Raw genomic sequence first — 14080 nt, forward strand, 5'->3', positions numbered from 1 at the left:
TCACGACCGGACCTCCTCAAGGTCGGCGGGAATGCCGTATTGCTGGAAGTGCTCGTCGATGGCGGCGCGCACCCGCAGCCCCAGGTCCAGGGCGTCCCGACCCTCGATGCCGGAGACGCCGATGGTGGGCTCGCCGCGGCAGGCGGCCAGGAAGATGTCCACCTCCTCGGCGAGCAGGTCGGCGCTCTCCAGGGTCTCCTGGTCGCCCCGGGCGCCCGGCACGGGGCCCTCGGCCGCCCCCTCGTCCAGCTCGTAGACCCCCATGGCCCCCTCGACGAAGTCCAGGGACACGTAGCGGTGGGGCTGGAACATCCGCACCTCGCGAACCTGCTTGCGGGCCACCCGGGAGGCGGTGACGTTGGCGACCGCGCCGTTGGCGAAGGCGATGCGGGCATTGGCCATGTCGACCTTGTCGGTGACCACCGGGATGCCGATGGCGCGCACCTCTACCACCGGGGACTGCACCCAGTGGAGGATCAGATCCAGGTCGTGGACCATCAGGTCCAGGATCACGTCGATGTCCAGGGAGCGCGGCTGGAAGGAGTTGAGGCGGTTGGCCTCCACGTAGCGGGGCGGCTGGCGGTCCCAGCCCTGCTCCCCGATCCGCCGCACCCCGGGGTGGAAGCGCAGCAGGTGGCCGGCCTGAAGGACCTTGCCGGCCCGGTCCGCGGCGTCGATGAGGGCGTCGGCCTCCTCCAGGGTCGCGGCGATGGGCTTCTCCATCAGCACGTTGACCCCGGCGTCCAGGGCGGCCACGCCAATCTCCCGGTGCATCTCGGTGGGGGCGGCGACGGTGATCACATCCACCTGCTCCAGCAGGGCGGGCAGGTCCTCGAAGACCCGGCACCCCGTCTCCTCGGCCACCTCCGCCGCCCGGCCGGCGTCCGCGTCGATCAGTCCCACCAGCTCGGCCCGGGGGTTCGCGGCGTATTTCTGGGCGTGGTACCGACCCAGGCTGCCGACCCCGACCACCCCTGCTCGCAATGGCTCACTCATGATGGTATGCGGCTCCCTTCCCCCCCGCCGACGTGCGCCAGCGGATCCTCAAGTACGATGCTGATGCCCGCCGCATCGGCGGCGGCCACCATCTCCGCCTGGTCCAGCACCAGGGTCATCCCCGCCTCCAGGGCCAGGCAGGTGGCCCCCGCCTCGGCCATCACCTCGACGGTATCCACGCCCACGGTGGGCACGTCGAAGCGGACGTCCTGTCCGGGCTTGGCCACCTTCACCACGGTGACCCCGCCCCCGCCCAGGCTGCCGCCGCGGCGGATGGCCTCGTCGGTGCCCTCGATGGCTTCCACGGCCATGACGGAGCGCTTCTTGATCACCACGCTCTGGCCGATGTCCTGGCCCGCGATGCTCTTGGCCAGCTCCCAGCCGAAGGCGATGTCCCCCTGCTCGGTCTTATCGGGATCGCGGCGGGTCAGGACCCCCGGCCCCGGAAGGAGCTCGCCGGCGTGCTCGATGGAGGAGACCAAGCGGATCCCGGCGCGGTCCAGCTCGCTCGCCACCGCCCCCAGCAGGGTGTCGTCCTTGAAGTCGGGGGCGCGGGCCATGAGCTTTACGGCGCGCAGGTCGGGGCGGAGCTTATAGATCCGGGTCTTGTGGACTTTGCCGGCCATGACGGCCTCTTCCACGCCCGCCTTGCGGAAGGCCTCGATGAGCTTGCCCAGCTGGCCGAGGCGCAGCCAGGTCAGCTCGTCCACGTGGGCACGGATGTCCGGGTCGCTCTCCTCGCGGATGGCCGCGCAGAAAACCCGGTATCCCTGGGCCCGCAGGCTGTCGGCGTAGAGGAGGGGGAAGCGCCCGTAGCCGGCGATCAGGCCGATCACCGGGGCGCCCGCCCCGCCGGTCACCGCACCACCCCCCGCTCGGACTGGCGCAGGAAGTCCATGACCTGCCGCACCTCGGCGATCTCGGCGTCCGCCGTCGCCTCCAGCTCCGCCAAGGCCTGCTCCCGCGGCCGGCGCTTGTGGAACAGGGCCTTGAAGGCCCGCTTGAGGCCGTCCACCGTCTCCTTGGAGAAGCCGGCCCGGTCCAGGCCGACGGTGTTGGGTCCGTACAGGCGGGCCCGGTTACCGGCCACGGAGGCGAAGGGGGGGACATCCATGGAGACCGCCGAGGCCCCGCCGACGAAGGCGTACGGGCCGATGTGGCAGAACTGGTGCACCGCCGTCATGCCGCCGATGATGGCGTGCTCGCCCACGGTGACATGCCCGGCGAGGGTGACGGCGTTGGACAGCACCACGTGGTCCCCCACCTGGCAGTCGTGGGCCACGTGCACGTAGGCCATCACCAGGACGTCCGAGCCCACCCGGGTCACGCCGCCCCCCTCCTCGGTACCGAGGTGGAGCGTGGCGGACTCGCGGATGATGGTGTCCGCCCCGATCTCCAGATAGGTCGCACCGCCGCCGTACTTCTTGTCCTGGGGCGGAGCGCCCACGGAGGCGAACTGGAAGATCTGGACGCCGGGGCCGATCCGGGTGTTGCCCTGGATGACCACATGGGGACCGATCCAGGCCCCCGCGCCGATGGATACGTTCGGGCCGATGACGGAAAAAGGGCCCACCTCCACGTCCGAGGCCAGATCCGCTGCGGGATCCACCCATGCCGTTTCGTGAATCATGCTCTCAATCCGCCGTGATGGTCGCCATGAGCTGGGCGTCGGCGGCCCGCTCGTCGTCCACGTAGGCCGCGGCGTCGAACTGCCAGACCTTCCCCCGGTGCTTGGTCACAGCCACCTCCATCCGCAGTTGGTCCCCCGGCACCACGGGCTTGCGGAAGCGGGCCTTGTCGATCCCCATGAAGTAGACGTGCTTGTCCTGGGTGGCCTCGGGCTCGGACTTGCAGGCCAGCAGGCCGCCCACCTGGACCAGGGCCTCGACGATGAGCACCCCCGGCATGATCGGGAAGTCCGGGAAATGGCCCTCGAAGAACGGCTCGTTGAAGGTGACGTTCTTGATGGCCGTCATCCGTTCGCCCGGCTCCCACTCCAGGATCCGGTCCACCAGCAGAAAGGGGTAGCGGTGAGGCAGGTACTGCAGGATGCCCTCGATCCCCAGGTCGTCCGATCTCGCCTCCACTTTAGGAATCTCCTTCTTCAGGGTTTCGCTTCTCCGCCCGCTCCAGGGCCCTCAACCGCTCCCGAAAGGAGCTCAGCTGGCGCAGCGAGGCTTGCTCTCGCCGCCAGTCATTGTGCGGTTGATGCGGAAAGCCGGCGTAGACGCCGGGCTTGTCGATGCTGCTGATAACTCCGGCCTTGGCGCCGATGGTGGTTTCGGGAGCCACATGCAGGTGCCCGGCAATCCCGGCCTGGGCGGCCACGGTACAGTGCTCCCCCAGCTCGGCACTGCCCGCGAGCCCCGCCAAGCCCGAGATGACGCAATGCGCCCCGATTCGGCAGTTGTGGCCAATCTGCACCAGGTTATCGACCTTGGTGCCCCGGCCCACGCGGGTCTCCTCAAGGGCCGCGCGATCGATGCAGGTATTGGCGCCGATCTCCACGTCGTCCTCGATCACCACCCGGCCCACCTGGGGGATCTTTCGGTAGGCGCGCCCCTCCGGGGCCAGGCCGAATCCGTCGGACCCCAGCACCACCCCCGCGTGGAGGCGGACGCGCCGGCCCAGCTCGGTGCCGGCGTACAGGGTGACATTGGGACCCAGGCGGCTATCCGCCCCGACGACGCAGTGGTCGCCCACCACGGTGCCCGCCTCGATCCAGGCCCCCGACTCGATGCGCGCCCCGGCGCCGATCACCACCTGGGCCTCCAGGCGGGCGTCCTCCGCCACCTCGGCCCCCGAGCCGAGCACGGCGGTGTGATGGATGCCCGGCTCCGGACGGGCTTCCGGGAAGAGCAGCTCCAGGGCGCGGGCCCAGGCGGCGTAGGGGTTGTCCGCCACCAGGGCGGTGCCGGGGAATTCCTCGGCGGCCTGCGGGGCGAGGATCACGGCTCCCGCTCCGGTCCGTGCCAGCTGCTGGCGGTAGCGGGGGTTGGCGAGAAAGGAGAGATCCTCCCCACCCGCTTTCTCCAGGGACGCGGCCCCGGAGATCCGACGGCCCCCCTCGCCGCGGATCTCCAGGCCCAGCTCGGCCGCCAGCTCCCCCGCCTTCATGGGCTGTCGTGCCTTCGCCATCAGTTCCCGCCCTCGTCGTTCAGCTCCCGGAGAACCCGGTCGGTCAGGTCCACCCGGTCGGCCACGTACATGGCCGACGGCCCGGTGGCGATGAGGGCGTAGCCCTCCTGCTCGCCGATGCGGTTCACGATCCGGGAAACCCGGTCGTAGAGGTCCTCCAGCACCTCGCTCCGCTGGGTCTCGATATCCGCCTGGGCCTGCTGTTGGGCCCTGCGGAACTCCTGCATGGCACGCTGGAGCTCGCGCTGCTTCTTCTCCTGCTGCCCCTCGCTCATGAGGCTGGATTGCTTCTCCACCTCCTTACGGAGCGCCTCCACCCGTTCACGCTCCTCCTCCAGGGCGCTTTGCCGCTCCTTCACCCGGGCCTCCAGCTCCTGGCGGGCGGCCTGCGCCCGGGTGGAGTTTTCCACCACCTGCCGCACGTCCACGTAGCCGATCTTGTTCTCCTGCGCGAAGGCGGGCCCGCCCCAGAGCATCCCCACCACGAACAGCGCGCAAACCGTCCCCAGCAACCGCCGCATCGCTCACCTCCCTTTTCCGTTCGCCCCCGAACCCCGGTCCGCCCGCTCCGGGGTCAGGCAGGGGCTACATATTCGTCCCGATGGTGAACTGGAACCGCTGCAGGTCGTCCTCCGGCTCGTACTGGACCGGGACCGCGTAATCGAAGCGCAGCGGGCCCATGGGGGAGAACCAACGGAAGCCGATGCCCACAGAGGCCCGCAGCTCACTGGGGTCGATCTCCTGACCGGGGCCGTACACCCAGCCCGCATCGGCGAAGACGGCCCCGCGGATGCCCTGCGTATCCTCCGCCCCGGGGATCGGGAAGATGAATTCGCTGTTGGCCTGCAGCTTGGTCACGCCGCCGATGGGATTCCCGTCCGGGTCCTCGGGGCCCAGGCTGTAGGTGTCGAAGCCGCGTACGCTCCGCGCACCGCCGAGGTAGAAGTGCTCGTAGAATGGCACCGACTCGCCGTTGTAGCCCTCCAGGCGCCCGGCCTCCACACCCAGACTGACGGTGGAGGCGGACAGGAGCGGGAAGTAGACCTGGGATTTCACGTTCCCGCGCAGGTAGCGGGTATCGCCCCCGGGCAGGGAGGCCTCGGTGATCAGCTCGTTCTTCCAGCCCTTGCGCGGGAAGATGGTGGAATCCCGCGAGTCGTAGGTCAGGGTGTTGCGCAGCAGGAGGTGGTCCTGCGTGCCCAGGAACTCCTCCTCCTCGGCCCCCAGCTCCAGCGTGCCGCTTTCCGTATCCGTCTGCTCGAAGGCCAGGCGCAGGCTGTCCCGCCAGTACTCGGAGAGGGGGAAGCCGAGGCGCCCGGCCAGTCCGGCGCGGTCCTGGCTGTAGCGGAACAGGGTCAGGCGGTCCGTGTCCCGCTTGGTGTAGTAGACGTCCCCGCCGAGGCTGACGCCGTCCACCGTGAAATAGGGCTCGGTGACGGACAGGTTAAGGGACTGGTTCACCCCGCCGATGTCTGCCTGGAGGGAGAGCCGCTGCCCCCGTCCGAACAGGTTGTTCTGCTTGATGGAGCTGGTGAACAGGACACCTTCCACGTCCGAATAGCCCACCCCCACGCTGAACTGCCCCGTGGGCCGCTCCTCCACCGACAGGTCGAGATCCACCGCGTCGTTGCGGCCCGGGACGCTTGGGGTCTCCAGGTTCACCGAGTCGAAGTAGCCCAGCCGGTTGACGCGCTCCTTGGAGCGCTGGATCTTGCTGGTCTGGTAGCGGGCCGACTCCATCTGCCGGAACTCCCGGCGGATCACCCGGTCCTGGGTCCGGTCGTTGCCCTCGATGTTCACCTCGTTGACGGAAACCCGCCGCCCCGGGGAGACCCGGAAGTCCAGATCCACCGTTCGGGCCTCCTCGTCCACATCGGGCATGGGGTTGACGTTGGCGAAGGCAAAGCCCTCGTCACCGACCCGCTGGGAGACGGCCTCCACGGACTTCTGCACCCGGCTGCGGGAGAACAGGTCCCCTTCCTCCAGCTCCACCAGCGACCAGAGGTCCTCCTCCGGCACCACCGTGTCCCCGGAGAAGCTCACCTCCTCCAATCGGTACTGCGCCCCTTCGGTGATGTTGATGGTCACGAAGACGTGCTGACGCTCGGGGGAGAGCTGCACCTGGGTGGAGTCCACCTGGAAGTTCAGGTGGCCCCGGTCCATGTAGTAGGACCGGAGCGATTCCAGATCGGCCATCAGGTTCTGACGGGCGTACTGGTCCTTCCCGGACAGGAAGGCGAAGGCGGCCGAATCGGTAAGGTTGAACTGGCCCTTCAGGGTCTCGTCCGTGAAGCGCTCGTTGCCGACGATGGCGATCTGGGAGATCTTGGCGGGCCTTCCCTCGTCGACCTCGAAGGTGATGGCCACCCCCTCCTCCCCGGAGGCGTCGGTCTCCGCGTTCACCTCCACGGCGTAGTAGCCCTGGGCGTTGTACTGGCGCTCCAGCTCCAGGGTGGCCCGGCGCAGACCGGACCGGGAGAACATCTTGCGCTCCTCCAGGCCGAAGGACTGGAAGGCCTCCCGCACCTGATCCTCCTGAAGCTCCTCCATGCCCTGGAAGGTGATGCCGGTGACCACCGGCTTCTCCTCCACCTCCACCACCAGGGTGCCGTTCTCGCGGAGGAGCTGGACGTCCCGGAAGAAGCCCGTCTCGTAAAGGGCGTGGATCGCCCGTTGGGCCGCTGGGGGGTCAACCTCCTCGCCCACCTCCACGGGGAGGTAGTTGCGCACCGTACCTTCCTCGATGCGGTCCGCGCCACGGATGTCGATGCCCTCGACGGTGAACGCGGCGGCCGCCGGCGCCAGCGCTGCGCCGACGGCCGCTACCACTGTAACCACCACTTTCCGCAGGACGTGCATTATTGGAACAGCCGTTGGATGTCGTTGTAGAAGGCGAAGACCATGATGGCCAGCAGGGCCATGATGCCCACCTGCTGCCAGCGGGCCATGGTCTCCTCGTCCAGCGGGCGGCCGCGGATCCCCTCGATGGCCTGGAACAGCAGGTGCCCCCCGTCCAGGACGGGGATAGGCAGCAGGTTCAGGAAGCCCAGGCTCAGGCTGATCATCCCCAGGAACCAGAGGAAGGGCACCAGGCCCGCCTCCGCGGACTGTCCGGCGAACTGGGCGATGGCGATGGGCCCACCGAGGTTATCGCTGGAGACGGAGCCCGTCACCATGCGCGCGAGCATCTCCACCGTAAGCCACAGCATCTCCCCGGTCTTCTTCACCCCTTCCCACAGGGCCCCCAGGGGACCGTAGCGGACGGTAACCTGGAGCTCCTCGCCCAGGGGCTCGGGGCGGATACCGATCTGGCCCACCTCCTCTTCCCCGGGTCCCGACACCGCCGCCGGGACCACGGACAGCGCGCGCTCCTCGCCGTCCCGCCGGACACGGATCTCCAGGGGCTCGCCCGGGCTCCCCCGCACCAGGGTCAGAAATCGGTGCCAGGAGGCCACAGGCTCGCCGTCCACGGCGACCACCCGGTCGCCGGCCTGCAGCCCCGTCTCCGCCGCCGGGGAGCCGGGCTCCACCTGGCCCACCGTCACCGGCTGGTAAGGGGCCAGGCCCACGGACTGGTAGAGGAAGTCCTCCTGGAGGTTCTCGCCACCCACCCCCGAGAGGTCCAGAACGGTCTCCCGGCCCGCTCCGCCGTCGGTCACCCCCAAGGTCACCGCCTCCCGGGCCATGGCGGCCTGCATCAGGGCCACCTGGGCCTCGTTCCAGGACCGTACCGGCTTGCCCCCCACGGTCTCGATCTCCTGGCCGATGCGCAGCTCGGCCTGGGCGGCCGGCGACTCCGGGGCGACGTAGCCGACCTGCGGGACCAGGCCCTGCACCCCGATCAGGTACACCGCCACGAAGGCCGCGGCGGCGAAGATGAAGTTCATGATCGGCCCGGCGGCCGCCACCGCCATCCGGTGCGGCACCGGCTTGCGGTTGAAGGCCCGGTGGGCCTCCTCGGGGGCCAGCTCCGGCTCCTCGCCCGGGACTTCCCCGGCCATCTTCACGTAGCCGCCCAGCGGCAGGGCGGCCAGCACGTACTCCACGCCGTCCTTGCCCTTGCGGCTGAGCAGGGCGGGCCCGAAGCCCACGGAGAACTTGAGCACCTTGATGCCGACCCGCCGCGCCACCCAGAAGTGGCCGTATTCGTGGACCGTGATCAGGACCCCGATGGCCACCACGAACATCACGATGGTATGGAGAAGTTCCATGGGTGCAGGCCGTCCTTAGGTTGATTGATGGCGCCCGGGCACCTAGCGGGCCTCGCGGGCCAGCACCTCGCCGGCGAGGCGCCGGGCCTCGACGTCGGCGGCGCGTACGGTGTCCAGGGAATCGGCGGGCTCCGGCCGGGCGGCGTCCAGGGTGCCGGCGATCACCCGCGTGATGCCGGGGAAGTCCAGGCGCTCGTCGAGGAAGGCGTCCACGGCCACCTCGTTGGCTGCGTTGAGGATGGCGGGGGCCGTGCCGCCCACCTCCAGGGCCCGAAAGGCCTGCGGCAGGGCGGGGAAGCGGTCGAAATCGGGGGCCTCGAAATGGAGCTCCCCGAGCCGCGCCAGCTCCAGAGACTCCACCCCGCTCTCCACGCGATCGGGATGGGCCAGGGCAGCCGCGATGGGCGTGCGCATGTCCGGATGACCCAGCTGGGCCAGGAGGGAGCCGTCCAGGTACTCCACCAGGGAATGGACGATGGACTCGGGGTGGACCACCACCTTGATGCGGTCCGGCGGCAGGGCGAACAGCCAGTAGGCCTCGATGACCTCCAGGGCCTTGTTCATCATGGTGGCGCTGTCCACGGAGATCTTGCGCCCCATGTCCCAATTGGGGTGGGCCACCGCCTCCTCTGGGGTCACCTGCGCCAGGGAGTCCGCCGCGCGGGTACGGAACGGCCCGCCGGAGGCGGTGAGCTGGATGCTGCGGACCCCGGCGGTGTCGCCGTCCTCCGGGAAGACCTGGAAGATGGCGTTGTGCTCGCTGTCCACAGGTATGATGGTGGCGCCGGCCCGCCGCGCCTCCTCCATGAACAGGGCCCCGGCCATCACCAGGCACTCCTTGTTGGCCAGCAGCACCCGCTTGCCGGCGCGCACCGCGGCCAGGGTGGGCTCCAGGCCCGCTGCGCCGACGATGCCCCCCACCACCTGGTCGGCGTCCGGATGGGCGGCCACCTCGCACAGGGCGGCGTCCCCCGAACGCACCTCGATGCCGGTCAGGCCCTCCCGCTCCAGGGCGGCCGCCAGCTCCCCGGCGGCCTCTTCATCACGCAGGACCGCGTAGCGGGGCCGGTGGCGCCGGCAGGGCTCCAGGAGGGCCTCGCCGCTCCGGTTCGCGGCCAGGGCCAGCACCTCGAAACGGTCGGGATTGCGGGCCAGCACATCCAGGGTGCTGCCGCCGATGGATCCGGTAGCCCCCAGCACCACGACGCGGCTCATACACCCACCCCCCATAGACACAGAACGAACGCGGGAACCCCCGCCGTCAGGCTATCGATGCGGTCCAGCAAGCCGCCGTGTCCCGGCAGCCACTGACCCGAGTCCTTCAGCCCCGCCCGGCGCTTGAACATGGACTCGGAAAGATCCCCCACCTGGCCGATCAAGGCAACCAGAATCGCCACGGCCGCCAGGACGGCGGGACCGCCCACCTCCAGGGGCGCCTGCCAGGCCAGCACACCCCCGGCCAATCCGGCCAGCAGCGCGCCCCCCACCAGGCCCTCCCAGGTCTTGCCGGGGCTCACGTGCGGGGCCAGCTTGTGCCGGCCCCAGGCCTTGCCCACGCCGTAGGCGCCGATATCCGCTGCCCAGATGGCCACCAGCACCGCCAGGCCGCGCCAGGGGCTGTCCTGCACCAGGTCCACCAGCAGGGCCAGGGCCGGCGCCAGGGTCGCCAGTCCCGCCAGGCCGTGGGCCGCGCGGAACGCCGGCTCGTCCGTCTGCGGGCGGAACACCGGGATCTCAGCGATGACCAGCACCCACCACAGCCCCGCCACCAGGGCCACGGCCACCGGATCCACCTGAGTGAGGACGTAAGTCAGGCCCGCCACCAGGCCGCCGTAGAGCAACCGCCCCGCGCCGTGGATATGGATGAGACCGGCCCACTCGATGCCCCCGACGAGGGCCAGGAATAGCCCGAGTGCGAGGAGACCTTGGGAAGGAAGGAGGAAGAGCCCCGCCAGGACCAGGGGGATCAGGACGAGGGCAGTGAGGATACGGGATTTAATGGCCTGTGAGCGCGTTGGCTTGTTCACCTGTGCGTCCGAAGCGGCGTTGGCGTTTGCTGAAGCTCTCGAAGGCCGCCTGCAGCGCCTCCTCGTCGAAGTCGGGCCACAGGGTCGGCGTGAAGTACAGCTCGGTGTAGGCGAGCTGCCAGACCAGGAAATTGCTGATGCGCTGCTCGCCGCCCGTGCGGATGAACAGGTCCGGCTCGGGCAGGTCCGCCAGGGCCAGGCGCGAGCGGATGGCCTCCTCGCCGATGTCCGCTGGATCCAGGCTTCCCTCGGCCGCCTCGCGGGCCAACTGCTGGGTCGCCTGGGCGATGTCCCAGCGGCCGCCGTAGTTGGCGGCGATGTTCAGGGTCATCCGGGTGCCCTCGGCGGTGGTCGCCTCGGCCCGCTCGATCAGCGGGATCAGATTGTCCCCCAAACCCTGGCGGTCGCCAATCACCCGGAGGCGGATGCCGTTTTCACGGAGCGCTTCCACCTCCCGCTCCAGCACCCACCGGAACAGCCCCATGAGGGCCCGCACCTCGCTGGCGGGGCGCCGCCAGTTCTCCGAGGAGAAGGCGAACAGGGTAAGGGCCTCCACTCCGGCCTCGCCGCAGCCCCGGACCGCCGTCCGCACGGATTCCAGGCCCCGGCGGTGGCCCTCCACGCGTGGCAGGTGGCGCTGCTTGGCCCACCGGCCGTTGCCGTCCATCACCACGCTCACATGGCGGGGGATGCGTTGGTCCGTTCCCCCTTGCTCCTCGGGCAACCGGTTACACCTCCATGAGGTCCGCTTCCTTGGCGTCGAGGATGGCGTCCACCTCGGCGACGTAGCGGTCCGTCAGCTCCTGGATCTCCTTCTCGGCCCGGCGCACCTCGTCCTCGCCGGCGTCACCGTCCTTTTCCAGCTTCTTGAGGTCCTGGTTGGCGTCCCGGCGCACGTTCCGAATGGCTACCCGGGTCCCCTCGCCCATCTGGCGCACATGCTTGGCCAGCTCCTTGCGCCGCTCCTCCGTGAGCTCGGGCATGGGCACCCGAACCACGTCGCTGGACGCGGAGGGGTTGAGCCCGAGATCGGCGTTATGAATGGCCCGCTCGATCTTCGGGATCATGTCCTTTTCGTAGGGCTTGATGGTGATGGTGCGGGCATCGGGCACGGCCATGTTGGCCACCTGGTACAGGGGCACCTCGCTGCCGTAGTACTCCACCGTCACCGGATCGAGAACGCTGGCGTGGGCGCGCCCCGTGCGCACCTTGCTCAGGTCGTCCTTGAGGGCCTCGATGCTCTTCTGCATCCGGTCTTCGGCGTCTAGCTCGATCTCTTCGATCATGGCTTCGCCTCCTCCGCCTCCACCCGGGTTCCCTCGTCCTCGCCCATCACCACCCGCAGCAGGGCCCCGGGCTTGACGCAGTTGAACACCACGATGGGCAGACGGTTGTCACGGCACAGGGTAATGGCGGTGGCATCCATCACCCGCAGGTCCTGGGCGATGACGTCCATGTAGGTGAGCCGCCGGTAGCGCATGGCGTCGGGGTTGGATACGGGGTCGTCGGTGTAGACCCCGTCCACCTTGGTGCCCTTGAGCACCACGTCCGCCCCGATCTCCATGGCCCGCAGGCTCGCCGCGGTATCGGTGGTGAAGAAGGGATTGCCCGTCCCGGCGCCGAAGATCACCACCCGGCCCTTCTCCAGGTGCCGCATCGCCCGCCGCCGGATGTAGGGCTCCGCCATCTGCTGCATTTCGATGGCGGTCTGGACTCGGGTGGGCAGCCCATGGCTCTCCAGCGCGTCCTGGAGGGCCAGGGCGTTCATGACCGTGGCCAGCATGCCCATGTAGTCGGCGGTGGCCCGGTCCATGCCCTCGGCGGCCGGGGCCACCCCCCGGAAGATATTGCCGCCGCCGATGACCACCGCCACCTGCACACCGGCGGCGGCCACCTCCTGGACCTCCTGGGCGATCCGTTCCAGCACGGCATGGCTGATCCCGTAGGGCTCGTCGCCCATCAGGGCCTCGCCGGAGAGCTTCAGGAGCACCCTCCGGTACGCCGGCTCCCGTGTGTCCGGGTCGGTCACGGTGGCTTACTCCCCGAGCTGCTCTTTCACTTCCTCGGCAAAGTCCTTCTGCTCCACCTCGATGCCCTCGCCCACCTCGTAGCGCACGAAGCGACGGACGCGGATGTTCTCGCCCAGCTTGGCCACCACCTCCTTGGTGTACTCGCCGACCGTCTTGTCGGGGTCCTTCACGAAGGGCTGGTCGAGCAGGGTGATGGCGGAGAGGTTCTTGTTCAGCTTGCCCTCGAGGATCTGGTCCACCACGTGCTCGGGCTTGCCGGCCACGGTTTCCTCGGACTGGGACTTGATCAGGTCCTTCTCCTCCTGGACCCGCTCCTCGGGGATGTCCTCGCGGCGCACGTACTCGGGGTTGGAGGCGGCCACGTGCATGGCGATGTCGCGGGCGAAGTTCTGGAAGTCCTCGTTCTTGCCCACGAAGTCCGTCTCGCAGTTCACCTCCACGAGCACGCCGATCTTGCCGTTGCCGTGGATGTAGGAGGTCACCACGCCCTCGGCGGCGGTGCGGCCGGCCTTCTTCTCCGCCTGGGCCAGGCCCTTCTGCTTGAGGACCTCCATGGCCTTGTCCATGTCGCCCCCGGCCTCCTCCAGGCACTTCTTGCACTCCATCATGCCGGCGCCGGTGCGCTCACGGAGGGTCTTCACGTCCTGCGCGCTGATACTCATAGCCCTGCTGTTCTCCCTGAAATCCGGTTGATCCCTGCGGGGCCGCCGCCGGCCCCTCCAGACGGCCAAAGCCGCCGGCGAACCGGCGGCTGGCCAAACGATGCGGTGCGGGGGCTCAGGAAGAGGCCCCGGCGTCGTCGTCGGTCACCTCGACCATCTCCTCGTCGCCGGACACGGTGGTGGTCATCTCCACCTCCCGATCCTGGCGCCCCTCGAGGATGGTGTCGGCCGCGGTGGTCACGTAGAGCTTGATGGCCCGCACGGCGTCGTCGTTGCCGGGGATGATGTAGTCCGCCCTGGAGGGGTTCACGTTGGTGTCGGCCACGGCCACCACCGGGATGCCCAGCTTCTTGGCCTCGGCCACCGCGATGGACTCGCGCTCCATGTCGATGACGAACATGGCGTCCGGCACGCCGTTCATGTCCTTGATGCCGCCCAGGCTCCGCTCCAGCTTGGAGCGCTCGCGCTCCAGCAGCAGGGACTCTTTCTTTGGCAGCATCTCGAAGGTGCCGTCCTCGGCCATCCGCTCGATGTCCTTGAGGCGCCGGATGGAGTTGCGGATGGTCTGCCAGTTGGTGAGCATGCCGCCCGGCCAGCGGTGGTTCACGTAGTACATGCCGCAGCGCTGGGCCTGCTCGGCGACCACGTCGCGCGCCTGGCTCTTGGTCCCCACGAAAAGCACCTTGCCGCCGTTGCGGGACAGATCCCGCAGGAAGGCCATGGCCTCCCGGAACAGGGGCACGGTCTTCTCGAGGTTGATGATGTGGATCTTCTTGCGGGCACCGAAGATGTACGGGCCCATCTTGGGGTGCCAACGGCTGGTGCGGTGCCCGAAGTGGACGCCCGCTTCCAGCATCTCGCGCATGGAAACGTTTTCTGCCGCCATTGGATCGCTCCTTATGGGGGTTGGGCCTCCGCCCGCCCGCACCCGGTCATCCCGCCCCGGCCGCTTCGGGCCTACTCGGGGACGGGACACCCCACCGGGTGTGTCGGCGAGCGTGGGGTTTCGCGCCGGT

The 14080-nt window shown here is 69.3% G+C and carries 15 protein-coding genes; all 15 read right to left on the bottom strand.

The features are described 5' to 3' along the window. The 15 genes from AN478_RS01155 to rpsB all read right to left on the bottom strand — a co-directional run bounded on the left by AN478_RS01155 (position 1) and on the right by rpsB (position 13950). A complete protein-coding gene (locus AN478_RS01155) occupies positions 1-996 on the bottom strand; it encodes a Gfo/Idh/MocA family protein (RefSeq protein WP_074471441.1) in 996 nt (331 codons plus the stop codon). Then, on the bottom strand, positions 993-1856 hold the full coding sequence (locus AN478_RS01160) for an LpxI family protein (protein WP_054964784.1): 864 nt from the start codon (positions 1854-1856) through the stop codon (positions 993-995). Before AN478_RS01160 ends, AN478_RS01155 begins: the two co-directional genes overlap by 4 nt. Beyond that, positions 1853-2626 carry an acyl-ACP--UDP-N-acetylglucosamine O-acyltransferase gene (gene lpxA / locus AN478_RS01165; RefSeq protein ID WP_054964785.1) on the bottom strand — a complete coding sequence of 258 codons (774 nt, stop codon included), beginning with the start codon at positions 2624-2626 and terminating at the stop codon, positions 1853-1855. Before lpxA ends, AN478_RS01160 begins: the two co-directional genes overlap by 4 nt. Before the next feature lie 4 nt (positions 2627-2630). Continuing rightward, the gene (fabZ, locus tag AN478_RS01170) at positions 2631-3083 is read right to left on the bottom strand and encodes a 3-hydroxyacyl-ACP dehydratase FabZ (protein ID WP_054964786.1); all 453 of its coding nucleotides are present in this window, start codon (positions 3081-3083) and stop codon (positions 2631-2633) included. Position 3084: 1 nt separating this feature from the next. Next, complete coding sequence (gene lpxD / locus AN478_RS01175; RefSeq protein ID WP_231627302.1) at positions 3085-4134, bottom strand: UDP-3-O-(3-hydroxymyristoyl)glucosamine N-acyltransferase; 1050 nt, start codon at positions 4132-4134, stop codon at positions 3085-3087. Beyond that, on the bottom strand, positions 4134-4655 hold the full coding sequence (locus AN478_RS01180) for an OmpH family outer membrane protein (RefSeq protein ID WP_054964787.1): 522 nt from the start codon (positions 4653-4655) through the stop codon (positions 4134-4136). The genes lpxD and AN478_RS01180 overlap by 1 nt, the downstream gene beginning before the upstream one ends. A 64-nt stretch (positions 4656-4719) precedes the next feature. Continuing rightward, positions 4720-6972, bottom strand: coding sequence for an outer membrane protein assembly factor BamA (gene bamA, locus AN478_RS01185; protein ID WP_197289206.1), 2253 nt, complete (start codon positions 6970-6972; stop codon positions 4720-4722). Positions 6973-6992: 20 nt separating this feature from the next. After that, positions 6993-8345 carry an RIP metalloprotease RseP gene (gene rseP / locus AN478_RS01190; protein ID WP_054964789.1) on the bottom strand — a complete coding sequence of 451 codons (1353 nt, stop codon included), beginning with the start codon at positions 8343-8345 and terminating at the stop codon, positions 6993-6995. A gap of 42 nt (positions 8346-8387) precedes the next feature. Continuing rightward, positions 8388-9560: a 1-deoxy-D-xylulose-5-phosphate reductoisomerase gene (locus AN478_RS01195; protein ID WP_054964790.1), complete on the bottom strand. Its 1173-nt coding sequence runs from the start codon at positions 9558-9560 to the stop codon at positions 8388-8390. Further along, positions 9557-10372 carry a phosphatidate cytidylyltransferase gene (locus tag AN478_RS01200; RefSeq protein ID WP_231627303.1) on the bottom strand — a complete coding sequence of 272 codons (816 nt, stop codon included), beginning with the start codon at positions 10370-10372 and terminating at the stop codon, positions 9557-9559. The genes AN478_RS01195 and AN478_RS01200 overlap by 4 nt, the downstream gene beginning before the upstream one ends. Further along, positions 10341-11039 carry a polyprenyl diphosphate synthase gene (gene uppS / locus AN478_RS01205; RefSeq protein ID WP_054964851.1) on the bottom strand — a complete coding sequence of 233 codons (699 nt, stop codon included), beginning with the start codon at positions 11037-11039 and terminating at the stop codon, positions 10341-10343. The genes AN478_RS01200 and uppS overlap by 32 nt, the downstream gene beginning before the upstream one ends. A 61-nt stretch (positions 11040-11100) precedes the next feature. Beyond that, complete coding sequence (gene frr / locus AN478_RS01210; RefSeq protein WP_054964791.1) at positions 11101-11658, bottom strand: ribosome recycling factor; 558 nt, start codon at positions 11656-11658, stop codon at positions 11101-11103. After that, positions 11655-12401, bottom strand: coding sequence for a UMP kinase (gene pyrH / locus AN478_RS01215; RefSeq protein ID WP_074471439.1), 747 nt, complete (start codon positions 12399-12401; stop codon positions 11655-11657). The genes frr and pyrH overlap by 4 nt, the downstream gene beginning before the upstream one ends. 6 nt (positions 12402-12407) lie before the next feature. Then, complete coding sequence (gene tsf, locus AN478_RS01220; protein WP_054964792.1) at positions 12408-13064, bottom strand: translation elongation factor Ts; 657 nt, start codon at positions 13062-13064, stop codon at positions 12408-12410. Positions 13065-13179: 115 nt separating this feature from the next. After that, positions 13180-13950, bottom strand: a complete 771-nt coding sequence (rpsB, locus tag AN478_RS01225; RefSeq protein WP_054964793.1) for a 30S ribosomal protein S2 — start codon at positions 13948-13950, stop codon at positions 13180-13182. Positions 13951-14080: the final 130 nt, after the last annotated feature.

The sequence above is a fragment of the Thiohalorhabdus denitrificans genome (assembly GCF_001399755.1).
Classification (GTDB): domain Bacteria; phylum Pseudomonadota; class Gammaproteobacteria; order Thiohalorhabdales; family Thiohalorhabdaceae; genus Thiohalorhabdus; species Thiohalorhabdus denitrificans.

What these genes read in the sequence shown, in the direction of transcription:
- lpxD (WP_231627302.1), bottom strand. Translation starts at nt 4,134, where the DNA reads ATGGCGAAGGCACGACAGCCCATGAAGGCGGGGGAGCTGGCGGCCGAG.
- rpsB (WP_054964793.1), bottom strand. Translation starts at nt 13,950, where the DNA reads ATGGCGGCAGAAAACGTTTCCATGCGCGAGATGCTGGAAGCGGGCGTC.
- AN478_RS01155 (WP_074471441.1), bottom strand. Translation starts at nt 996, where the DNA reads ATGAGTGAGCCATTGCGAGCAGGGGTGGTCGGGGTCGGCAGCCTGGGT.
- uppS (WP_054964851.1), bottom strand. Translation starts at nt 11,039, where the DNA reads ATGGACGGCAACGGCCGGTGGGCCAAGCAGCGCCACCTGCCACGCGTG.
- AN478_RS01180 (WP_054964787.1), bottom strand. Translation starts at nt 4,655, where the DNA reads ATGCGGCGGTTGCTGGGGACGGTTTGCGCGCTGTTCGTGGTGGGGATG.
- frr (WP_054964791.1), bottom strand. Translation starts at nt 11,658, where the DNA reads ATGATCGAAGAGATCGAGCTAGACGCCGAAGACCGGATGCAGAAGAGC.
- tsf (WP_054964792.1), bottom strand. Translation starts at nt 13,064, where the DNA reads ATGAGTATCAGCGCGCAGGACGTGAAGACCCTCCGTGAGCGCACCGGC.
- AN478_RS01195 (WP_054964790.1), bottom strand. Translation starts at nt 9,560, where the DNA reads ATGAGCCGCGTCGTGGTGCTGGGGGCTACCGGATCCATCGGCGGCAGC.
- lpxA (WP_054964785.1), bottom strand. Translation starts at nt 2,626, where the DNA reads ATGATTCACGAAACGGCATGGGTGGATCCCGCAGCGGATCTGGCCTCG.
- rseP (WP_054964789.1), bottom strand. Translation starts at nt 8,345, where the DNA reads ATGGAACTTCTCCATACCATCGTGATGTTCGTGGTGGCCATCGGGGTC.